Origin of the sequence: Nocardia sp. NPDC019395, from assembly GCF_040632335.1 — a bacterium.
GTDB lineage: Bacteria > Actinomycetota > Actinomycetes > Mycobacteriales > Mycobacteriaceae > Nocardia.
Map to the genome: position 1 here is coordinate 1 of NZ_JBEYBT010000025.1, position 21,400 is coordinate 21,400.

18 protein-coding genes are annotated in these 21,400 nt (G+C 66.2%); 8 read left to right on the plus strand and 10 right to left on the minus strand.

All coding sequences use genetic code 11. From position 1 onward, the window contains the following. Positions 1 to 303: 303 nt before the first annotated feature. A complete protein-coding gene (locus ABZ827_RS29155) occupies positions 304 to 504 on the minus strand; it encodes a hypothetical protein (protein WP_357243517.1) in 201 nt (66 codons plus the stop codon). A 268-nt stretch (positions 505 to 772) separates the two neighbouring features. On the opposite strand from ABZ827_RS29155, the gene ABZ827_RS29160 reads away from it, so the two are divergent. Together ABZ827_RS29160 and ABZ827_RS29165 are read left to right on the plus strand one after the other, a co-directional pair. Then, entirely contained in the window at positions 773 to 1,000 is a 228-nt protein-coding gene (locus tag ABZ827_RS29160; protein WP_357243520.1) for a DUF397 domain-containing protein, read from the plus strand. Positions 1,001 to 1,081: 81 nt separating this feature from the next. After that, the gene (locus ABZ827_RS29165) at positions 1,082 to 1,279 is read left to right on the plus strand and encodes a hypothetical protein (RefSeq protein ID WP_357243523.1); all 198 of its coding nucleotides are present in this window, start codon (positions 1,082 to 1,084) and stop codon (positions 1,277 to 1,279) included. Positions 1,280 to 1,301: 22 nt separating this feature from the next. Here the strand turns inward: ABZ827_RS29165 and ABZ827_RS29170 are convergent, their stop codons facing one another. The 5 genes from ABZ827_RS29170 to ABZ827_RS29190 form a co-directional block, all read right to left on the minus strand. Next, a complete protein-coding gene (locus tag ABZ827_RS29170) occupies positions 1,302 to 2,048 on the minus strand; it encodes a succinate dehydrogenase/fumarate reductase iron-sulfur subunit (RefSeq protein ID WP_357243526.1) in 747 nt (248 codons plus the stop codon). Between the two features lie 4 nt (positions 2,049 to 2,052). Continuing rightward, positions 2,053 to 4,020 (minus strand): fumarate reductase/succinate dehydrogenase flavoprotein subunit, encoded by a 1,968-nt coding sequence (locus tag ABZ827_RS29175; protein ID WP_357243529.1) that lies wholly within the window; start codon positions 4,018 to 4,020, stop codon positions 2,053 to 2,055. Positions 4,021 to 4,035: 15 nt separating this feature from the next. Then, positions 4,036 to 4,869 carry a hypothetical protein gene (locus tag ABZ827_RS29180; protein WP_357243532.1) on the minus strand — a complete coding sequence of 278 codons (834 nt, stop codon included), beginning with the start codon at positions 4,867 to 4,869 and terminating at the stop codon, positions 4,036 to 4,038. Between the two features lie 287 nt (positions 4,870 to 5,156). Continuing rightward, complete coding sequence (locus ABZ827_RS29185) at positions 5,157 to 5,444, minus strand: hypothetical protein (RefSeq protein ID WP_357243535.1); 288 nt, start codon at positions 5,442 to 5,444, stop codon at positions 5,157 to 5,159. 557 nt (positions 5,445 to 6,001) lie between these two features. Continuing rightward, entirely contained in the window at positions 6,002 to 7,189 is a 1,188-nt protein-coding gene (locus ABZ827_RS29190; RefSeq protein WP_357243538.1) for an ATP-binding protein, read from the minus strand. Positions 7,190 to 7,651: 462 nt separating this feature from the next. Between ABZ827_RS29190 and ABZ827_RS29195 the strand changes: the two genes are divergently transcribed. Both ABZ827_RS29195 and ABZ827_RS29200 read left to right on the plus strand, forming a co-directional pair. After that, positions 7,652 to 8,224, plus strand: a complete 573-nt coding sequence (locus ABZ827_RS29195; protein ID WP_357243649.1) for an NlpC/P60 family protein — start codon at positions 7,652 to 7,654, stop codon at positions 8,222 to 8,224. A gap of 3 nt (positions 8,225 to 8,227) precedes the next feature. Continuing rightward, positions 8,228 to 8,632: an RNA-binding S4 domain-containing protein gene (locus tag ABZ827_RS29200; protein ID WP_357243541.1), complete on the plus strand. Its 405-nt coding sequence runs from the start codon at positions 8,228 to 8,230 to the stop codon at positions 8,630 to 8,632. A gap of 136 nt (positions 8,633 to 8,768) precedes the next feature. Here the strand turns inward: ABZ827_RS29200 and ABZ827_RS29205 are convergent, their stop codons facing one another. Next, entirely contained in the window at positions 8,769 to 10,688 is a 1,920-nt protein-coding gene (locus ABZ827_RS29205; RefSeq protein WP_357243544.1) for an acyltransferase domain-containing protein, read from the minus strand. 436 nt (positions 10,689 to 11,124) lie between these two features. Here ABZ827_RS29205 and ABZ827_RS29210 point away from each other — a divergent pair, with 436 nt between their 5' ends. Next, entirely contained in the window at positions 11,125 to 12,078 is a 954-nt protein-coding gene (locus tag ABZ827_RS29210) for an MBL fold metallo-hydrolase (protein ID WP_357243547.1), read from the plus strand. Positions 12,079 to 12,179: 101 nt separating this feature from the next. Here ABZ827_RS29210 and ABZ827_RS29215 read toward each other — a convergent pair whose 3' ends face one another. After that, entirely contained in the window at positions 12,180 to 13,154 is a 975-nt protein-coding gene (locus ABZ827_RS29215) for a nitronate monooxygenase (protein WP_357243550.1), read from the minus strand. A gap of 332 nt (positions 13,155 to 13,486) precedes the next feature. On the opposite strand from ABZ827_RS29215, the gene fadD5 reads away from it, so the two are divergent. Continuing rightward, positions 13,487 to 15,052 carry a fatty-acid--CoA ligase FadD5 gene (gene fadD5, locus ABZ827_RS29220; protein ID WP_357243553.1) on the plus strand — a complete coding sequence of 522 codons (1,566 nt, stop codon included), beginning with the start codon at positions 13,487 to 13,489 and terminating at the stop codon, positions 15,050 to 15,052. 589 nt (positions 15,053 to 15,641) lie between these two features. Here the strand turns inward: fadD5 and ABZ827_RS29225 are convergent. Next, entirely contained in the window at positions 15,642 to 18,026 is a 2,385-nt protein-coding gene (locus ABZ827_RS29225; RefSeq protein WP_357243556.1) for a lysylphosphatidylglycerol synthase transmembrane domain-containing protein, read from the minus strand. 118 nt (positions 18,027 to 18,144) lie between these two features. On the opposite strand from ABZ827_RS29225, the gene ABZ827_RS29230 reads away from it, so the two are divergent. Continuing rightward, the gene (locus ABZ827_RS29230) at positions 18,145 to 18,744 is read left to right on the plus strand and encodes a GDSL-type esterase/lipase family protein (RefSeq protein WP_357243559.1); all 600 of its coding nucleotides are present in this window, start codon (positions 18,145 to 18,147) and stop codon (positions 18,742 to 18,744) included. Between the two features lie 95 nt (positions 18,745 to 18,839). Here ABZ827_RS29230 and ABZ827_RS29235 read toward each other — a convergent pair whose 3' ends face one another. After that, a complete protein-coding gene (locus ABZ827_RS29235) occupies positions 18,840 to 20,213 on the minus strand; it encodes an AarF/ABC1/UbiB kinase family protein (RefSeq protein ID WP_357243562.1) in 1,374 nt (457 codons plus the stop codon). Positions 20,214 to 20,313: 100 nt separating this feature from the next. Here ABZ827_RS29235 and ABZ827_RS29240 point away from each other — a divergent pair, with 100 nt between their 5' ends. Beyond that, positions 20,314 to 21,102: a winged helix-turn-helix domain-containing protein gene (locus tag ABZ827_RS29240; protein WP_357243564.1), complete on the plus strand. Its 789-nt coding sequence runs from the start codon at positions 20,314 to 20,316 to the stop codon at positions 21,100 to 21,102. The last annotated feature ends 298 nt before the right edge of the window (positions 21,103 to 21,400 follow it).

Consider the following 21,400-nt stretch of genomic DNA (forward strand, 5'->3'; position numbering starts at 1 on the left):
GCCCCCTTGGTCTCGTTCTTCACTCCCGGCGCTCAGTCGCTGCGCTCCTTCGCTCTGGTCGCTCCAGAACGAGACGGGCCCCGAACCACCAAGGTTGACCCGGCCGCATGCGGGAAACGGGGGTAGGGATGCATGCGGACAGACGGGCGGTAGGGGATCAAACGCGCCCAGAGCGACGGCGAGTTCGGCTGGTCGGCGAGGGGCGGGGGTGAGCGCGGGGCTTGCGGGGCCGGGTTTGGCCGGCCCCGAACCGCCCGAGGTGGACTGGTCGCATGCGGGGAAACGAGGTGGGGCGGGGGAGAACTATTGGAGCGCGCGGTTGTCCAGGACGCAGCGGCCCGATTCCACCAGTGTCGACCGGGCGCGGCGGCGGACACGGCACATATCGACGGTGCAGTCGAGGTGGAGTTGCATTGCCGAATGCGCTTGTTCGGGGCTCATTGCGCCTGGATCGTCACCGCAGTCGAGCAGGGTGGGGATCCGGGTACTCAGATTCAACCGCATCACACGACCTCCTTGTGAACCCGCGGCGACTCCTGTTGTCCGCGGTCGGTTTCCGGGTGTGCACATACGACCAACAGCTCACCATAGGCCGAGAACCGGCCGAATCGTGTGATATTCGGTGGTTTTCCCGCATCGAATTTGCGAAAACGGCTCCGCGGATATCCGCCAGCGGTGCGGACATGCGTGCGCGTAGCATCGCGCTCAACGCTTGCGGCGTGTAGCGCCGCGCCCTCGACAGAACACGCCGCGGCTGATGGAGGAAACCGGGATGAGCATCGATAACGGCACGAACGTGGACCTTTCCGGTGCGCAGTGGCTGGGCAGTCCGGCAGAGGGCGTGCCCGGATCGCATAGTGTCGAGATCGCGATGCTCGCCGACGGTCATGTCGGGATGCGGGACGGAAAGAACCCGGACGGGCCGGTGCTGGTCTTCACTCCTGGCGAATGGGCGGCCTTCACGGCCGGCGTGCGGGACGGCGAGTTCGACCGTCCGTGATGTTCCCGGGGCCGTTCGGCATCTGGTCCGGCCTGGTCAGAATGGGGTTTGCCCGACTGTGTAACGGGTAGACAACAATATGTGGACCGAGGGATAAAGAATTCCCATCTTCGGCTGCGCAGGTTCGGGCCCAGCGACGGTGTTGCGTGGCTGATCGTGCTCCTGCTCTTCGCGGCAGCCGCGGTGGGAGTATTCGTACTCACCGGATCGGTGCTTTCGGCACTGTTCGTCGGTGTACTCGTGGCGCTGGTCGCCACGGGCGTGGTCGCAATGCTGTGACCACACCCGCAGCGAGCGGGCGTCAGCGTCGGAAAAGCTTGTTGCCGAGCCAGACGATCGGATCGTATTTCCGGTCGGCGACCCGTTCCTTCATCGGGATCAACGCATTATCGGTGATCTTGATGTGTTCGGGGCACACCTCGGTGCAGCATTTGGTGATATTGCAGTAGCCCAGGCCGTGCTGTTCCTGGGCCTCGTCGCGACGATCGGCGACATCCAGTGGATGCATCTCCAGTTCCGCGATACGCATCAGGTACCGGGGGCCGGCGAACGATTCCTTGTTGTCGTCGTGGTCGCGCACCACATGGCAGGTGTCCTGGCACAGGAAACATTCGATGCATTTGCGGAACTCCTGCGAGCGCTCCACATCCACCTGCTGCATGCGGTACTCACCGGGTTTCAGATCTGCCGGCGGCGTGAAAGACGGTATCTCCCGGGCCTTTTGGTAGTTGTAGGACACATCGGTGACCAGATCGCGGATAACCGGGAATGCCCGCAACGGTGTCACTGTGACGATGTCCTCGGGTGTGAAGGTGGACATCCTCGTCATGCACAGCAGGCGCGGGCGCCCGTTCACCTCGGCCGAACACGAACCGCATTTGCCGGCTTTGCAGTTCCACCGGACGGCGAGATCCGGCGCCTGGGTGGCCTGCAACCGGTGAATGATGTCGAGTACCACCTCGCCCTCGTGCACCGGAACAGTGAAATCCTGCAGGTCCCCGGTATCGGAATCACCGCGCCATACGCGGAATCGGGCGTCGTAACTCATCGCCTCACGCCTCCTCGGTATTCGAGTCGCGGCCGTCGCGGATCTCCGCCGGGCCGCCCTCGGCCGCCGGATGCCCGGAGAGCTCGGCCGGGGTGTAGTACTTCTCCAGCTCACCGAGGTCGAAAAGGGCCAGCAGTTCGGCCCGCATCGGCGTTTGGTCGTGCACGGTCACCGACACATCGGGTACACCGGAATCGGATGATTCACCGTCGACCGCGCAGACCAGGAGTTTGTTGCGCCACTGGGCGTCCATTCCCGGATGGTCGTCGCGGGTATGCCCGCCGCGGCTCTCGGTGCGCAGTAGGGCCGCCTGTGCCACACACTGGCTGACCAGCAGCATATTGCGCATATCGAGGGCCAGATGCCAGCCCGGATTGAACTGCCGGTGGCCCTCGATCGTGACCTGGGCGAACCGTTCGCGCAGCCCCTCGAGCCGGGAGATCGCCTCGCGGACCTCATGTTCTTTCCGGATGATCCCGACCAGATCGTTCATCGTCTGCTGCAGATCGGTATGCAGGGTGTAGGGGTTCTCGCCCGACGCACCCTCCGGGGGATCGAACGGGGCGAGGGCGATCTCCGCCGCGGCGGCGATATCGGTATCGGCGACCGCCGGCCGCTCGGACAACATCCGGACGTACTCGGCCGCGCCCAGCCCGGCCCGGCGACCGAAAACCAGCAGGTCCGACAGCGAGTTTCCACCGAGCCGATTGGATCCGTGCATTCCGCCGGAGCATTCCCCGGCTGCGAACAGCCCGGGGACGTGCGCCGCACCGGTATCCGGATCGACCTCGATACCGCCCATCACGTAATGGCAGGTCGGGCCCACCTCCATGGGTTCCTTGGTGATATCCACGTCGGCCAGTTCTTTGAACTGGTGGTGCATGGACGGCAGCCGCCGGGTGATCTCCTCGGGCGTCAGCCGGGAGGCGATATCGAGGTAGACACCGCCGTGCGGCGTGCCCCGGCCGGCCTTGACCTCCTCGTTGATCGCCCGCGCGACTTCGTCGCGCGGCAGCAGATCAGGGGTTCGGCGGGCCGAATCGTTATCGCGCAGCCACTGATCGGCTTCTTCCTCGCTTTCGGCGTACTGGCCTTTGAAAACCGCGGGGATGTAGTCGAACATGAAGCGTTTGTCTTCGGTGTTCTTCAGCACCCCGCCGTCGCCGCGGACACCCTCGGTGACCAGAATGCCCTTCACACTCGGCGGCCAGACCATCCCGGTGGGATGGAACTGCAGGAACTCCATATTGATCAGCCGGGCCCCGGCGCGCAGGGCGAGCGCGTGGCCGTCACCGGTGTACTCCCAGGAGTTCGAGGTGACCTTGTAGGACTTGCCGATACCACCGGTCGCGAGGACCACCGCCGGGGTTTCGAACAGGATGAAGCGTCCCGATTCACGCCAATAACCGAAGGCGCCGCTGATCCGGTCCCCGTCCTTCAGCAGATCGGTGATGGTGCATTCGGCGAAAACCTTGATCCGCGCTTCGTAGTCGCCGGTTTCGGCGTAATCCTCCTGCTGCAGCGAGACGATCTTCTGCTGCATGGTGCGGATCAACTCCAGCCCCGTCCGGTCGCCTACATGCGCCAGCCGCGGAAAGGTGTGACCGCCGAAGTTGCGCTGGCTGATCCGGCCGTCGGGAGTCCGGTCGAACAGGGCGCCATAGGTTTCCAGCTCCCAGACCCGGTCGGGGGCCTCCAGCGCGTGTAGTTCGGCCATCCGCCAGTTGTTCAGGAACTTCCCGCCGCGCATGGTGTCGCGGAAATGGGTCTGCCAACTGTCCTTCTCGTTGGCATTTCCCATGGCCGCCGCGCAGCCGCCCTCGGCCATCACCGTATGGGCTTTGCCGAACAACGATTTGCATACGACCGCCACCGACAGGCCGTGTTCCCGGGCCTCGATCACGGCGCGTAGGCCGGCACCTCCGGCACCGATCACGACCACGTCGTAGGTGTGCCGTTCCACTTCGGGCATAGCCGTCCAAACTCCTCAGTCGATGATGCGAAGATCCGAAATCGTGCCGCTGGCAACCAACATCACGTAGAAGTCGGTGAGCACGAGGGTGCCGAGCGTTGTCCAGGCCAGCGCCATATGCCTGGTGTTGAGCTTGGAGATCTGGGTCCAGAGCCAGTAGCGCACGGGATGGGCCGAGAAATGTTTCAGCCGTCCGCCCGCGATATGCCGGCAGGAATGGCAGGACAGGGTATAGGCCCACAACAGGATCACGTTCCCGGTGAGAACGAGGCTGCCCAGACCCATGCCGAAGCCGCCCGTTTTGCCGTGGAAGGCGCCGACGGCGTCGTAGGTGTTGATCACCGAGATGATCACCGCGACATAGAAGAAGTAACGATGCGCGTTCTGGATGATCAACGGCAGACGGGTCTCACCGGTGTATTTCGCATGGGGTTCGGCCACCGCGCAGGCCGGCGGCGAGAACCAGACCGAACGGTAGTAGGCCTTGCGGTAGTAGTAGCAGGTGAGCCGGAATCCGAGCAGGAACGGCAGCACCACGAAACCGAGCGGCAGGAACATCGGCAGATCGCCGAACGGCGTTCCGAAATGGCTCGATCCCTCGACGCAGGAAGTACTCAGACAGGGTGAGTAGAACGGCGTCAGATAGTGGTAGTCCGGCACCCAATACGCGGTACGCACAAAAGATCTGATCGTCGCGTAGATGACGAACGCTGCCAGCCCGACGACGGTGATCAGCGGCGGTAGCCACCACCGATCCGTGCGTAGGGTGCGGGCGTTGATCCGGGCCCGGGTCTTGCTGAAAACACCTGTTCCCGATTCGGGAGCGGTTGCGGTTGTTGCGGCATTCACTGGTCGATGCCTCGCTGATCGGCGGTGCGGGTGGTCATGGATACCTCCGCGATCGAATGTGATGCTGAGCACCATACGGCAGGCCTGCTATCGGTCGAGCAGGGTCCGCGCATTCTCATGGGGTAACCGGGGTGGTGATTTGCGCCACATTTACTGCCAATCTTGAACGGGTGAATACACCGCAAACGCGAACGGCCGGCCGCCTCTCCGGCGACCGGCCGCCCTCGGCGCCCCGGGCGCAGCCTCGGGGCGAGGTGTTCAGTTATCCGACGGTGAACTCGGCGGCGCTACTGGGTACGCGGCCGCGAATGGAATCCGAGCCCCTCGTCCTGGGCGCCCATCCACGCGGACTCGTCGGATTTGCTGTCGGGTACATAGATGGGTTCCTGTGCGCGCCCGGCCAGTGGTGGCGGCGGGGTCCGCTCGAACTCGTCCGCATCGATGCAGAGCCGTTCCAGGTCGTTCTCCAGTCGCCGGACAGTGCCTGCGTCCCCGTAGTGGGTGCGCAGCACCCCGATGGACTGCCGGAGCTGATTTACGGCGTACCGGAGTTCCGCGAAGTCGCTACGTGTCATGGATACCTCCTGGGTTGCTCACCGGTCGCGGTGGAACGCCACGTGGGCTGCACTGGCCATCCGGATACATGTTGTGACTGACCGCACAGGGTGATCTACAACACAGTACGGCAAAAACCCGATCCGGGCTCGTCGGGTGGTCAAGAACGGGTTGCGGTTGGGAGCCGATGTGCACAACCGGATGACTCGTGGGGGTCCGGTATCGGTGCCGGGGGCCTCGCCGGGGGCGGTCTGTAGCCATTCGGGGGCGCCTACGGATTCCACTAGAACCGGCTAGAAATTGACAGAGGGTGTCGCGAGCGAAGTATCACGCACTCGTGTTCTGGTCCTAGATATCGCTAGAAAGTTCTATGGATGCTCGCGGAGGGCAATGATCGGAATGTCTAACGATATCTAGTTCAATCGATAGATATTCGAATAGCTTTATCGTGCCGCCTGGCTGTCCGCCGGTTCCGGTCTTCAACGCGCGCGACCGTCTCGTATTCACAAGATGCGCCGGGCCGCTCTCGGGCCCGGCGGAAGGGGTCGGCAACCGGACGGTCCGGCAGGGACGACTGTCAGGTGGTCACGCTGCGCAGGTAGCGCCCGAAATGCGGAACGGTGAAACCGATGGTTCCCCGCTCGGCGGAGTAGATGAGGCCTTTTTTGATCAGACCGTCGCGGGCCGGGGACAGGGAAGCCGGTTTGCGGCCGAGTTCGGTAGCCACCGCCGCCGTCGCGACCGGACCGTCGTCGCCGGCCAGATCGGCCATCGCGCGCATGTACTCGCGCTCGGCGGGCGTCGCGCGTTCATAGCGGGAACCGAAGAAGCCGACGGCGAGCTCCTCCTCGGCGGTCGGTGCCGCGACCTCGACATCTTCGGCAGTTATCGGGCTACCCGGTGCCTGGTCCCAGGTCGCCTTGCCGTAGGCCTGCACGAAATACGGGTAGCCGTCGGCCTTTCGGTACAGCGCGCTGAGGGCTTCGTCGGAGAACTTCACCTCTTCGCGCTCGGCCGGGGCGATCAGCGCCTGGTCCGCGGATTCCCGGTCCAGCCGGTCGATCCGGTGATAACTGAACAGCCGCTCGGAATAACTCTTCGACGCGGAGAGCACCGCCGGAAGGTGCGGCAGGCCCGCGCCCACCACGATCAGCGGCGCGGCGTCCTGGCTCAGCTCATGGCAGGCGCCGCAGATGGCAGAGATATCCGCCGGGCCCAGATCCTGCATCTCGTCGATGAACACGGCAATACCCACGCCGATATCCGCGGCCAGGCCCGCGGCCTCGGCCAGCAGCTCCACCAGATCGATCTCGATATCGCCCGAATCCGCGCGGCCGGTGACCGCCGGAACATCAATACCCGGTTGCCAACGCTCGCGCATTCCCTTGTCGGCGGTCGCGCGCAGCGCGAATGCCTTGAGAATGCCGAGAAAGTCGTCGACGCGTTCGGTATTGCGATGTGTTTTGGCAATGGCCCTGGCCGCCATGTGCAGAGCCGATGAGAGCGGGCGGCGTAAGTCCTGATCCGGCCGGGCCTCGATTTTCCCGGTACCCCAGCCCCGCGCGCCCGCCGCCGAACGCAACTGGTTGAGCAGGACCGTCTTGCCGACGCCGCGCAGTCCGGTGAGCATGACGCTGCGTTCCGGCCGGCCACGGGCGATGCGTTCACAGACGATATCGAAGGCGTCGAGCTGTTTACCGCGCCCGGCGAGTTCGGGTGGGCGCTGACCTGCGCCGGGCGCATACGGGTTCCGCACGGGGTCCATAACCCTCATACCGTAGCGCGGGAATCGGGAAATATGGGGGATTCTATGGCGTGTCCTAGATTGGGCTATCAGAAGATAGCCGGGAGTCGCCTGTGCGCCGGGCGTTATGCCCCTACCTGATCGAACACGCCCGCCGATATCTGCCCGTGATCTACCGTCCGGCCGGAAATGTATTCCCGCACAGTGTTTTACACCTGTACCCCCAGCTCGCGTGAAAATACTGCGTGTTCGGCTGGACAACGTCGGCTGGGCATCGTAACCTCTTTGTGACTTAGTGGAGTCGAGTCGTTTCGTCAGTGAGGCGGCGCCACTGGTCACCGCCATCGCGGAATGTCGCGAAGTGTGTAGGACGCGCGTTCGCCGGAGGCGGGAGAGCACGAAGATCGGAGACGGAGCTCGGTGGGTAAGCACAGCTTGCAGCGAGAATCCAAGCTGCCAAATTCTGTCAAGGGCGCGCTCGTCATGGGCACCCTCGCCGCCACCACGGGCACGATGCCCGCGATTGCCTCGGCCGCGACGACCACGATCGATGTCCCGGGCGTCGGCAAATTCGATGTCGAGGTGCCGGATCAGTTCACCGCGCAGGCGGATCAGCTGAACCAGGCGCTCAAGGATGCCCCGAAAGCGATGCCGGCGGCGCCCGCGCTGCCGAACTTCGCGCCGCCCGCGCCGGCCGCCCCGGTGCAGCAGACTCTGGGCGATGTCGCCCTGGACGCCGCCAAGACCAAGGTCGGCGCCATGTACTCGTGGGGTGCCTCGGGCCCCTACAACTTCGACTGCTCCGGCCTGGTGCAGTGGGCCTACAAGCAGGCCGGTATCAAATTGCCGCGCACCAGCTTCGAGCAGTCCCACGTCGGTGCGCCGGTGGCCTTCCAGAACCTGAAGCCCGGCGATATCGTCATCACCAACGGTGGCGGGCACGTCGGCATGTATGCCGGTGACGGCAAGCTCCTCAACGCGGTGCAGTCCGGCGAGCCGGTGACCTACACCAACCTCTCGTCCGACGAAGTGGTTACCGCGCGCCGTATCGTCTAAGGGGTGAGCTCAGCTCCCTCCGTGCCGGACAACGGCCCGACCCAGGCCCGGGTCGACTCCTGGGTTTGGGCTGTGCGGTTGTTCAAGACGCGATCGGCTGCCGCGGCAGCGTGCCGCGGCGGTCATGTGCGGGTCAACGGTGCCACGGCCAAACCGGCTCAGCCGGTGCGTCCGGGAGACGAGGTTCGTATCCGTAGTGGCGGCGTCGAGCGGATCGTCGTCGTGGAACGTGTGATCACCAAGCGGGTCGGTGCTCCGATCGCCGCCCAATGCCTGATCGATCGCAGTCCACCTCCGCCGCCGCGGGAGGTTCTCGCTTCCCTGCCGCAACGCGACCGCGGAACTGGTCGCCCCACCAAGCGGGATCGACGGGAAACGGACCGGCTTCTGGGCCGGACCGATCGCTGACACTGCCCTGTAACCGGCCCGGTGAACCATCCGGCGGTGACCCTCCGTGCTCGGGTCGCAGCCGGACTGCTCCCGTCGTAGGCAACGCCGTGTTGTGGAATCCGCCGACTGCGTTCCTTCGCCCGAGGTACCAGAATCACCCCGGGGCCGACCACAGTCGAGTCGTCGCCCCGTTCGCATCCCCGAATGGGTCATCGCCGCTGACCGGAGTCGAGAACACCGCGAAGAAGGTCACCGGGTCGGCGGCGGTGAGTTCGATGAGATTGGCCGTCGCCGGTGACATACGCGCGAACTTTCGCGCGAGCCGCCCGGCGTTCAGCGCCGGATCCGCTGATCCGTCCGCGGGGTGCGGTGTCCGCCCACCCTGCTCGTCGAGCCGTATGTCCGCGCCGTCCACGGCCGCGGCGATCACGGTCTCTTCGAAAACTTGAGCCGCGTGGATCACACCGCGGATGGCGCAACCGGATTCGCGGATATCCCGGAGTGCGTTGTCGAGGTCGAGACGGTCGGCGGTATCGCAGCGCACCACTACGACCCGGTCCTCGAATCCCTCCAGCAGCGGCGGGACCGGACGCGGCGAACGGGTGGGTACCAGCACATCGCGGGCACCTGCCACCAGCAGGCGGCGCACCATCACCGACCCGAGCGCGCCGAGTCCGCCACTGACCACATAGGTGCCCGCCGGGTCGATCCGCATCGGCGGATCCAGTGCCACCCGCCCGGTGACGAAGCGGATAGCCCTGTTGGCGTCGACCATTCGAGTCCATGCGATGATATCGGTGGGTGGGAGGTCATCGGCGAGCCGTATCGAAGCCAGCGTTCCGGCACCCGTGACCTCCGCCCGCGAAATCCGCTCGATGCCATTCTCCGCGCTGTCTGTTTCGGGAAATTCCAGGCCAGGGTGCTCCTGGTCCGCCGGTCGGCGCTCGCCACTACCGGTCGCGGGCCGGATCTCGGCCGGGATCGCTGTGGGGGAGCTGTTTCCGTGGTCGAGATGATGTTCCGGTCCACCCGCGCGCCGCGGGTTCGCAGCTGTTTCTTCCCGATAGAGCCCACTTGTGGCGGTAGCGCGTGCTGCTTGGACCTGGGCCAGACAGGTCAGGAAAGTGGTTGCTTCGTCGTCGGGACCGGCGGTGGGGTAGGTGGTGTGAGTGAACTCCGGCCGAGCACGCACCGTGTCGCAGAGCAGCGGGTCCGGGCCGACTTCCAACACGATGGTCGTATCCGGCCGGACCGCGTTGACCAGCGCCGCGTCCAGTTCTACTGTCCCGGCGAAATTATCGACCCAGTAGTCGGCGCCGGTGGCCGCAGAATCGATGATCGCGCCGCGGCGGGTGGTCGAGTAGATCGTGATATCGGGGGTGGTCGCTCGCAGCCCGTCGAGCTCGGTGAGGAGTCCGAGCGCATCCGCCGATCCCCGATGACCGTGAGTGGGCTGGAGCAAGCCGGACGGTGCGGCCGTGATTCCGCGGCGGCCGGCCCGGCGTACGACGGCGGCGATATAGCGCGGCTCGCCCGAGACATATACCGAGTTCGGACCGTGGACAGCGGTGATCGCGACGACCTCACGCACGGGCTCGACCAGCCGCCGCACCTCCGATACCGGCGCCGACAGTTCGGCGACGATATCGGACTTCGCCGCCCGCCGCGAGGCGCGACCACGTGCGACCACCACTTTGGCGGCTTCGGCGAGGGGTAGCGCACCGGCGGTCACCGCCGCCGCGAGCTCCCCGACCCCGTGCCCGATCACGGTGTCGGGCCGGACGCCCCAGGAGATCAGCAGGGCGGCGGTGGCGACCTGGTAGGTGAACAGTGCGGGTTGGGTGAATGCCGGGTCGCGGTGCTGTCGGTCCGGCCCTTGGGTCGTCCCGGGGTGCCGGAATCCGTATCGCGGAGTCCATACCCGCGGTCCACCTGCGGCGCGGACGGCGTCGCTTGTTTCGATTACCGATGCGGCGAACGTGGGGTAGCGGCCGGCGAGGGCCCGTCCCATCCGATCGTGCTCGCCGCCTTCCGGTGAGAACAGGAAGACCACTCTGCCTGCGGAACCTGTCATCGGCGCGACGGTGGGGACGGTGGGATGGGGCGGTGGCGGTGGCAAACGGTGCGCGCATGGACCCGGCTACCCGGCGAGCCGTGAATCCAGCACAGCAGCTGCGTGTCCGGCCTCACGCCTAGATTATGCCGGAAGAATCCCGGCCCCAGTGACATCACCGAACTCGTTGGCGCCGTGCGGCTTCCGAAGCGCGTACCCGGTCCGTATGCGACTCGGCCCGCCGGCTCGGCGTTCGCCCCGGCAATCAGCCACCCGGCGAGCAGTCCCGGACATCCGAGGCCGCCGCGTCCTCGGCTACGGCGTCACAGGCACGTCCGTGGTCCGGACGATATCCGGTTCCGGAGAGGATGCCGGGACGGGCGATTTCACCGGAATGGATGCATTTCGATATCCGCACCCGCTACTCCGGTCCGGATCCGGCCGGTACCGTTGCCGTGTGGCCGCTTCTGTCGAAGGACGAACTCCGACCTTTCCGACATTGCTGCGCTGCTGTGCGGCGTTGGCCGCTACACCCGCTCGGCTCCTGCGCCCGCGACAGGCCGATACGCAGCTGCTGGCGCGGTTGGAGCCGGTTTCCCCGCCGCCGGCCCGGGCGAGCGTCGGACTGACTGTGCTGCTGCAGGGCCGGATGAAGGCGCCGACCGCGATAGTGGCCGAGGGTGTCCGCAGTCTCGGGCATCTGCCGATGGCGATGGGCGCGTATCTCGTCGAACATCCGAAGGCCCGGTTCCTGGTGGATCCGGCGTTGTGCGCCCATGTCCACCAGCGCGTGTTGCCTGGGCTGCCGTTCCCGATTCCGCTGCTGGTGGCGCCGGACAAGCCGGTGCTCGGACTCGGCGACGCCCTCGCCGCCCGCGATATCGATCCGGCGAGCATCGACTTCGTGCTGCCGACCCATCTGCACTGGGACCATATTTCGGGTGTGCTCGAACTGCCCGATTCGGTCCCGGTACGGCTGCCCGCCGCGGAGCTGAGCTGGGCGCTGGACGGCCCGCACGCTCCCGCCGGTGTGGTGCGGCCACCGCTGCGGGGCCGCCCCCTGGACCCACTGGAACTCGACGGCCCGCCGGTGCTCACCTTCCAGCGCAGTCTCGATCTGTTCGGTGACGGTTCGGTGCTGCTGGTGGACCTGGCCGGCCACACTCCGGGCAGTATCGGCGTACTGCTGGCCACCGCCGACGGCCGCCGGGTGCTGCTGGCCGGGGATTCGGTATGGAATCGGCTGCAGATCGGCCTTATCCGGGAGAAGGCACCGATGCCCGGGCAGTTGTTCGATGCCGACCGGGACCGGGCGTTCGAAACAATCCACCGGTTGCACGCACTGCCCGCCGGGATCGAGGTGGTCGCCGCGCACGACTACGACGCCGTCGCCGCGCTCGCGGCGCACTGAATCCGCCCGGGACCTACAGCGCGGGAAGCCGGCCCCTCACAGGTGGCTTCCCGCGCTCCGGCGTCGGAACGATCGCCATACTTCCGACGCGGCTCAGGGGGTCAGGCGGAGACGAACCGCGCCAGCCGGGCGTTGATCAGCTCCTCGGCCTCGGTCACCATCCGGCCGATCAGGTCCGCGCAGGTGGGGATGTCCTCGATCAGGCCCTGGCACAGGCCGACCGACCAGATGCCGGCATCCAGGTCACCCTCTTCGAACACCCGCCGGCCGCGCGCGCCGGAAACGAGTTCACGGACGTCCTCGAACTTGCCGCCGGCCTTTTCGATCTCGACCACTTTGCGGCTGATCTCGTTATCGGCGACCCGCGCGGTGTTGTGCATGGTGCGGAAGATCAACTGGGTATCGCGCTCGGAGTTGGCGACGATCTGTTCCTTGACCTGCTGGTCGATAGAAGATTCCTGGGTGCACAGGAATCGGGTGCCCATATTGACCCCGTCGGCGCCCAGCGCCAGCGCGGCGACCAGGCCGCGGGCGTCGGCGATACCGCCGGACGCGACGATCGGGATGGTCAGCGCGCGAGCGGCGGCCGGAATCAGGACGAGCCCGGGCACATCGTCCTCGCCGGGATGTCCGGCGCATTCGAAACCGTCGATGCTGACCGCGTCCACACCGATCTTCTGTGCCTTGAGCGCGTGCCGGACGCTGGTGCATTTGTGCACCACCTTGATCCCGGCCTCGCGGTAGGCGGGCAGGAAAGGCTCGGGGTTGCTCCCCGCGGTTTCCACGATCTTGATGCCGCTGTCCACGATCGCGCGCACGTACTCTTCGTACGGCGGCGGGTTGATGGACGGCAGGATGGTCAGATTCACCCCGAACGGCTTATCGGTGAGTTCGCGGGTGCGCTCGATCTCGCGCCGGAGATCGTCGGGGGTCGGCTGAGTGAGTGCGGTGATGAAACCGAGCCCACCGGCGTTGGCAACCGCGGCGACGAGTTCGGCCCGGCCGACCCACATCATTCCGCCCTGCACGATCGGATGTTCGATACCGAAAATCTCGGTGAACCTGGTCCGCAGCATCGGTGCTCTCCTCTACGTTTCGCGGATAGTCCGCGCCTGCTGCATGGTGCCACGGGAATCACGGCTCGATCAACCCTGGAAGTGAGTCAGGATTCGCATAAGTGATCGCCTACTGGATAGCTGGGTGATCTGCGTAAGTGCCGGTATCATCGCAAATACACGGTTCAACGCGGGTGAACTTGTTCCGCCGTCCGGTTCCTCGGGATTAACCGCAATTCGGCTCCGATCTCCTTGCCGGTGCCGATGTGAATTGTTATTCTGCCGACATGTTCACACCGCGTGTGGCGCCGGACACTCCGGTGGGTCACGCGGTACCGAGAGGAGTACGTGGGATGACCACCGGTGCGCAGGCCCTCGACGAGCCGATCAGGTCGCGTCGTAACCACTGGAACAACCAGATCGCCGCGCACGCGGTGATGCGGCCCGACGAGGTGGCGCTCCGCTTCCGCGGCGCCGACACCACATGGCGTCAACTGCACGAACGCTCCCAGAAGTTCGCCGACGCGCTCGCGCGCCGGGGAGTCGGCTTCGGCGACCGGGTGATCATCCTGGCGCTCAACTATCCCGAATACCTGGAGGCCGTTTTCGGGATCAACGCGATCGGTGCGATCGCGGTCCCGGTGAATTTCCGGCTCACCCCGCCCGAGGTCGCCTATATCGTCGGCGACAGCGGAGCCAAGGCCGTGGTCACCGATACCATGCTGCAGCCGCTGGCCACCGCGGTGCAGGGCCAGGCGCCCGGGCTGGAACACTGCTTCGTGATCGGCGGCAGCAGCGGCGACGGTGTCATAGGCTTCGACGACGCACTCGCCGAAGAGGGTGCGGCGCACATTCCGCTGGATATCCCCGAGGACACCCCGTGCCTCATCATGTACACCTCCGGCACCACCGGCAGCCCGAAGGGTGCCATCCTCTCCTACGGCAATATGAACGCCCAGGCGCTCACCTGTATCCGGGCGCTCGCGCTGGAGCAGGATTCGATCGGTTTCTGCACCTCCCCGCTGTTCCATATCGCCGGCATCGGCAGCCTCGCCCCCGCATTCGTCCTGGGTGCCAAAACGGTCCTGCATCCCCTGGGTGCCTTCAGTGCCACCGAGTTCCTCGACGCTGTCGAGGCCGAGCAGGCCACCTCGGCTTTCTGCGTGCCCGCCCAGTGGCAGCTGATCTGCGACGACCCGACGGTGAAACAGCGCAAACTCGCGTTGAAAGCACTCAGCTGGGGCGCCGCACCGGCCTCGGACACCGTACTGAAGGCCATGGCCGACGCATTCCCGGACGCGTTCAACGTGGCGGTGTTCGGGCAGACCGAAATGTCACCGATCACCTGCGTCCTCGAAGGTAAGGACGCTATCCGCAAGCTCGGATCGGTCGGCAAGGTCATCCCCACCATCCAGGCCCGCATCGTCGACGACGAGATGAACGATGTGGCACCGGGCGAGGTCGGTGAGATCGTCTACCGCGGGCCCACCATGATGGCCGGCTACTGGAACAAGCCGGACGCGACCGCCGACGCCTTCGCCGGCGGCTGGTTCCACTCCGGTGACCTGGTGCGCCAGGACGAAGAGGGCTTCATCTACGTCGTGGACCGCAAGAAGGACATGATCATCTCCGGCGGTGAGAACATCTACTGCGCCGAGGTCGAGAACGTCCTGTTCGCGCATCCGAAGATCCGCGAGGCCGCGGTCATCGGCCGCGCACACGAGAAGTGGGGCGAGGTCCCGGTCGCCGTCGTCGCCCTCGACGACCCGGACGACGAGCTCACCCTCACCGACCTGGAACCGTTCCTCAACGAGAACCTCGCCCGCTACAAACACCCGAAAGACCTGGTGGTCGTCGCGGAACTGCCCCGCAACGCCAGTGGCAAGGTGGTGAAGATACAGCTGCGCAGCGCTGAGTAGCTGTGATGTCCGGGGATACGGGGCCGGGGCCGGGGCCGAGGCCGAGGCGGGCTGGGTCGTGAAGGTGGGAAAGTGACCTCCACAGTGAGCCAACCTTGGCCCGCAAGACCCCCGCTCACCCCTGCGAACCTCCCCGCCCTCACTCGCCGCCGCCCTCGGGCGCGTTTGATCCCCCTACCACCCGTCTGCCCGCATGCGCCCCCACCCCCGTTTCCCGCATGCGGCCAGTCGGCATTGGTGGTTCGGGGCCCGTCTCGTTCTGGAGCGACAGAGCGGGGGAGCGAAGCGGAGGAGCGGCGGAGTGAAGAACGAGACCAAGGGGGGCCCCGAACCCGCGACGCCGCAGGCGGCGCCAAAAACACAGAACCTTCCCGGACTGATCAGCTCTCACTGTCGCGGTCCGGCCCACCCCGTCCTATCGCCGTGCAGCCAACCCCCACTTCTCACGATCGAGCCCCCACCAGCGCAGGACCGCGCCCCCGGAAGTCCCGCAAACCCAGCCCGACTTCGCCCGGTGCCCCGGCTCCCCAACACCCCTGACCAAGCCGCCGCCAACTCGTATCACCCGAGCCGCCGCCATAGCTACATCTCAGATCATGTTCTTCTCGGTCATCCAGCGCATCACCTGCCAGCCGCAGAACACCGGGATCCAGCAGGTGAGCACCCGGTAGAGCAGTACCGACGGCACCGCGACCTCCGCAGGCAGCCCGAACGCGGCCAGGCCGCCGATCAGTGCCGCCTCAACCGCCCCGACCCCGCCCGGTGTCGGGGCGGCCGAGGCAAGCGTGCCACCGATCATCGTCACGATCGTGACAGTGATGAACGTTGTACCGCCTCCGAACGCCTGGACACTCGCCCACAGCGCCAGCGCTTGACCGAGAGTGAGGGCCGCGCAACCCAGGACGATGACCGCGCAGCGTTTCGGGTCTCGGGCCAGTCGTGCCAGTTCCCCCACGACCTCCTGTACCTGCGGTAGTACCGAGTTGTTCAGCCAGCGGCGCAGTTTCGGTACGAACATGAACGTGCCGATGATGCCCACCCCGACACCACCGATCAGATACAGCACGGTCGGTGAGGGTACGAAATGTGATAGGTCGGCCGACGTTCCGGCGGCCACACTGAACAGCACCAGCAAGCCGATATGCGTGCACACCTGCACGCCCTGCTGTAGTGCGACCGCGGCGGTGGCGCGGACCGCACCGACCCCGCCCTTCTGCAGGAATCGAACGCTCAGCGCCAGTCCGCCCACTCGTGCCGGGGTGGTGGTCGCGGCGAAGGTGTTCGCTATCTGCATGAGTACCAGCGGCCAGTATTTGACGACCCCCGAAGCACAGGCCCAGAGCGCGGCCGCGGTGCCGAGGTAGGTGAGTGACGACAGTGCCAATCCGGCCAGCGCCCACCACCAGTCGGCCTCGCGGAGCTGGGTGAAGAAGGTCGGTACCGCGCTGATGAACGGGTAGGCGACGTAGACCAGGCCGATCAGCAGCGCCAATTGGAGCAGGCTCTTGCGGTTGAACCGGGTGATCTGCTCCGCCTCGATCCGGTCCTGTCCGGTTTGTGCCCGCACTTCGTCGCGCGCCGCCGTCACCACCGATTTCCAGTCGGAGATGGAGTTACGGATACCGCGCGGCATCGCGAACTTCGTCAGCCGGCGCGAGGCGGTGAGCAGCGTCTGCTCGCCGAGGGCTTCGATCGCGGTCCGCACTGCGGCCGTCTGCCCGAAAACGGCCGTCATCGATACCAGCAGCTGGGCGATATCGGATTGGAGCTGGGCATCGGAGGCGCACAGTTCGGCCGCGGTGAAACCACCGAACACCGCGCCGTGCTCGTTCACCCGGATCTCCGCCGGCCGTAGTTCGCCGTGCGAGATTCCGTGTTCGCGCAGGACGGTGAGCGAGCGCCACACCGCGGTCAGTGCCTCGGTATCGGTGGGGTCCTGTTCGATCGAGCGTCCGGCGGGCAGAGTGTGCGCGTACAGCATCCACCCGCGTGGAAGGGCCGCCACGGTTACCGGCCGGTGCGCGGCCACCCCGAGTTCCCCCAGCGCTATCGCCATCAGCGCGCGATGTTCCACAGCACGATGCATGGAACCGTGCAGCGGCGCCGTCTCGCTGGACCGGAAGGTCAGCCAGCGCCACAGCTGCCGGACCGCACTGAGCGTGCGCTGGTTCTTTCCGTACAGTTCGACGACCAGCGCCTTCTCGCGTTCCTCGATAGTCGCCGAGAGCATGAGCGCTCCGGGCCCGGCCGGCCGTACGACGGTGAGCCGGGTGACGGTATAGCCGTTGCGCGTGAGCTGGCGTACCGCCGCGTCCAGCGGGACCTCCAGCGCGGGTGTGCCGACCAGCAGCACGATCACGGCGCCGACCAGCCAGCCGAGGACCAGCCCGAACATGGCGCGGGCCGGGACGACCGTACTGACCACCAGATGTATCGGCGCAAAGGCCAGGATCAGCACCCAGAGCCAGCGTCGCGCGCGGACCGGCAGCCACGGACTGGCCACGGTGAGTACCGCGGCCAGCATGGCGATCCAGCGGGGGTCGTCGAGGAACTGTTGCAGGAAGGTCTTGTCGGCCAGGTTCTCGGGGACCTGCAGATGCCACTGCGGGGCGGACAGGCCGCTCGGTGTGATGGACAGCAGGATCCCCGCGACCAGCCCGGCGGTCGCGTACCCGGCGAGTAGCTTCCAATGCCCGCCCCACACCAGTTCCACCAGGATCGCGAACGGCAGGATCAGGATGGCGATCCCGTACACCAGGTAGACGAGGTTCGACTGGTCCGAGTTGAGGAACCCGACGATATTGGACACCGAACGCTCGAGCGCCAGCCATTCGGGCCGGGTGATCAGGGATCCGGCGATGACCACGGCGACGCCGACCGCCGCGAAGACGACACGGAGGATATCGCTGGAGCGCCGGGTGAGCGGTTGTAGCAGGTTGCCCGTTACCGGGATCTCCCGCCCATCGACTCGCATGTCGTATCGGTACTTTCGGATCGAGGTGAAGCCGGCCGGCCGCCCGCACCCGCCAGATGGTGAGTATGCAGGAGGCCGAGCCGGACGATACACATCAACACGCTGCCAGAATCGTGGGGTGATCTGTGATCTGCGCATCTGTTTCGTGGGGGATTCCTTCGTCGCCGGGGAGGGGGACCAGGAGGCGTTGGGCTGGAGCGGCCGGCTGACAGCGCACGCCCGGCGTGCCGGGCTCGCGTTGACCAGCTACAACCTGGGTATCCGCGGGCAGGCCTCCACCGATATCGCCGGCCGCTGGCGGGCCGAATGCCGGTCGCGGCTGCCTGCCGGAGTACCGGGCCGGGTGGTGTTCTCGTTCGGGGTCAATGACACCGTGCGGGTCGAGGGTGGGACCCGAGTGGATACGGATACTTCGGTGGCGAACTTGTGTGCGGTGCTCGCGGCCGCGCGCGAGGAGTCGTGGCCACTGCTGATGGTCGGGCCGCCGCCGGTCGACGACGCGGAGCACAACCAGCGGATCGCGGAACTCGACGCGCGTTTCGAGAAGGTCTGCGCCGAGCGCGGGGTCCCCTATATCGGCAGCTGTCATCGGCTGGCGGCCGACTCGGTCTGGACGGAGCAGGTGCGGGCCGGTGACGGTGCGCATCCCGGGGCGGCCGGTTATGCCGGGTTCGCGGAACTGCTGCTGCCCGGATGGCGCGAATGGCTGGATTACTGAGCGCGAAAGAAGATAGATAGGATATTATTCCGTAAAATACGAGCCCTCACCGGAAAATGTCCCAGACGGTGCGATCCGATCCGGTCCGGTGTCGCTCAGTTCGCGGGCACCCCCGGTTCGGACCCACGCCGCATCGTGGTGAACACCTCCGCTAGTTCCGGAACCGATCGCACCAATTCCGCGCCGTAATCACATTCGCTCTCCAACTGGCTCAATGTCCCGACCATGGTGAGCGCGGCCCGCGCGAAGGGCGTGCACCCCGGAGGCAGTGTCAGCTCGCGCATCACATTGTTCAACCGCGGATTCGTGATCCGCAGCACCTGTTTACGCAGCCAAGGCGTGGTGAGCCGGAACCGTTCGTGGCGCACCGGTTCACCACACGCCGCCAGTGCGGAATCGAGCGCGACGGGATCGAAATCCCGTCCCGGCAGCGCGAACCCGTGCGTGCGCACGGCCGACTCCAGCGCGGCCGGGCCACCGTTGAGGATCGCGTCGCACATCTGCACCGTCAATTCGGTGAACCCCGGATGCGGCCACGGCGCGCAGGCGCCGAAATCGACCACCCCGAGCCGGCCGTCCGGCAGCAGCCACAGATTCCCGGGATGTGGATCGCAGTACAGGAATCCGTGCCGCTCCCAACCGGTCAGCACGAACCGCATCATCAACTCACCGACCCGGTCGCGCTGCTCCCGGCTGCCCGAGCTGACGATCCGGGTGGCGGCGGTACCGTGCAGCCATTCCGAAATCAGTACATCGCCACGCTGTTCCAGCACTTCGGGGACATAGAATTCGGTGCTCCCGCGGTACTCGTCGGCGAAGGCCCGCTGATTCTCGGCCTCGCCCGCGTAGTCCAGTTCCGCGCGCACGCCCTCACACAGCGCTTCGGTCACCGACTTCACATCGGCACCCGGCAGGAATACCGAGGCCAATGTCGAGATCCGCCGCAGCTGCACCAGATCCGACTCCACCGCGGCCCGCGCCCCCGGGTACATCACTTTCACCGCGACCTCGCGGCCGTCGTGCCAGACCCCGCGATGCACCTGACCGATCGAAGCGGCCGCGGCCCGCCGATCGTCGAACTCCTGGAACAGATCCCGCCAATCCGGCCCGAGATTATCGGCCAGTACCGCGTGCACAGTGGGCGGCAGCATCACCGGCGCCGAATCCTGCAGCCGGGCCAGCGCGGCCTGGTACGGCGCGGCGATATCGCGCGGCAGCGCGAGCTGGTAGACCGCCAGTAATTGACCGAGTTTGGCCGCGCAGCCCTTCAGCTCGCCCAATACGGCGAAGATATGCTCGGCGGTGCGGTTCTGGATATCCCGGTTCACCTCCCGCGCGGGCCGGCCGAGCGCTCTGCGGCCCGCGCCCGCCGCCTGCCGGCCGGCGTAAGCCACCGGCAGTGCCATGAGTTTGGCGCTGCGCAGCGCCGGCCGTGCCGGAGACGCACCAGGATCCCGTCGACTGCTCATACCCTCAACCCCAGAACCGATTCGCTTGATCTCCCGTGCAGTCTGGCATATTTGTGCATAGACTGTCTGGGACGTAACAAGTGCCGAGAGAGGTGTATCCATGGGGTCCCGCACGGTGGTCGCCGATGTTGCCGACGAACTGGCACGGCGAGTCGCCGCAGGGGAATATCAACCGGGTGAGCTGATGCCCTCGGTCCGCCAAGTGGCGGACGAATTCGAAATGAACCGGGCCACCGCCCAGCTCACACTCGGCCGGTTGGAGTCCTACGGTTTCGTCGAAGCCCGGCGCGGTAAGGGTTTCACCATCCGCGAGGTCCGCTCCGCGGGTGGGCTGGACGTGTACCGCCATCTCTTCCGGTTCTCCATCCCGATGCCCGAGGTCGCGATCGAGATGTTCCGGGATATCGTCGAAGTGGAGCGCGGGATCGTCATGGACGCGCTGCTCGCCTACACGGGCACGGCGCACGGCGGCCCGGTCGCCGGATTCGACCTGGCCGAACTGAAGGCGGAGGTCGATGCGCTGGAAACGCTCGCCCGCCTGGACGTCCCCGATCATCGCCGCATCCTCGCCATCGAAATCGGGATCGTACGGCGTCTGCTCGTGGCCCTCGAATCGAGTCTGCAGCGGGCCATTCTGAATTCGATCGGCGATATGGTGCTGGAGGTGCCGCAGGCGGTCGACGCATACTTCGCGGGCGCGGCGGACCTGCACGTTCTGGTCTGGCGGGCGCTGATCGCGGTATGGGAATCGGAATCCGGGCCTTCGCCTGCGCAGCTCGCGCTGTTCGAGGATCTTTTCGGGATCTATCACAACAAGGTCATGGCGCGGTTCGAGGAACTGCTCGGGGTGCAGGGCGAGGATTCGGGGGTTCACGCGGCTACTGCGTGAATCGGCTGGACTGTCGATGCCGGCCGGAAGGCCGGGTTTGCGGCCGGGCGGGGAACGGGTCTGCAAGGGTCGTAAGCAGGGCAAGGTGAAGGTTGGTGTTTCGGGGCGCTGGCCTGTTCAGGTGACAGGTGGGGTCGTGAGGGTGCTGTGTTTTCGGCGCGCTGGCGCGCGCGGGTTCGGGGCCCCCTTGGTCTCGTTCTTCACTCCCGGCGCTCAGTCGCTGCGCTCCTTCGCTCTGGTCGCTCCAGAACGAGACGGGCCCCGAACCACCAAGGCGGACCGGCCGCATGCGGGAAAC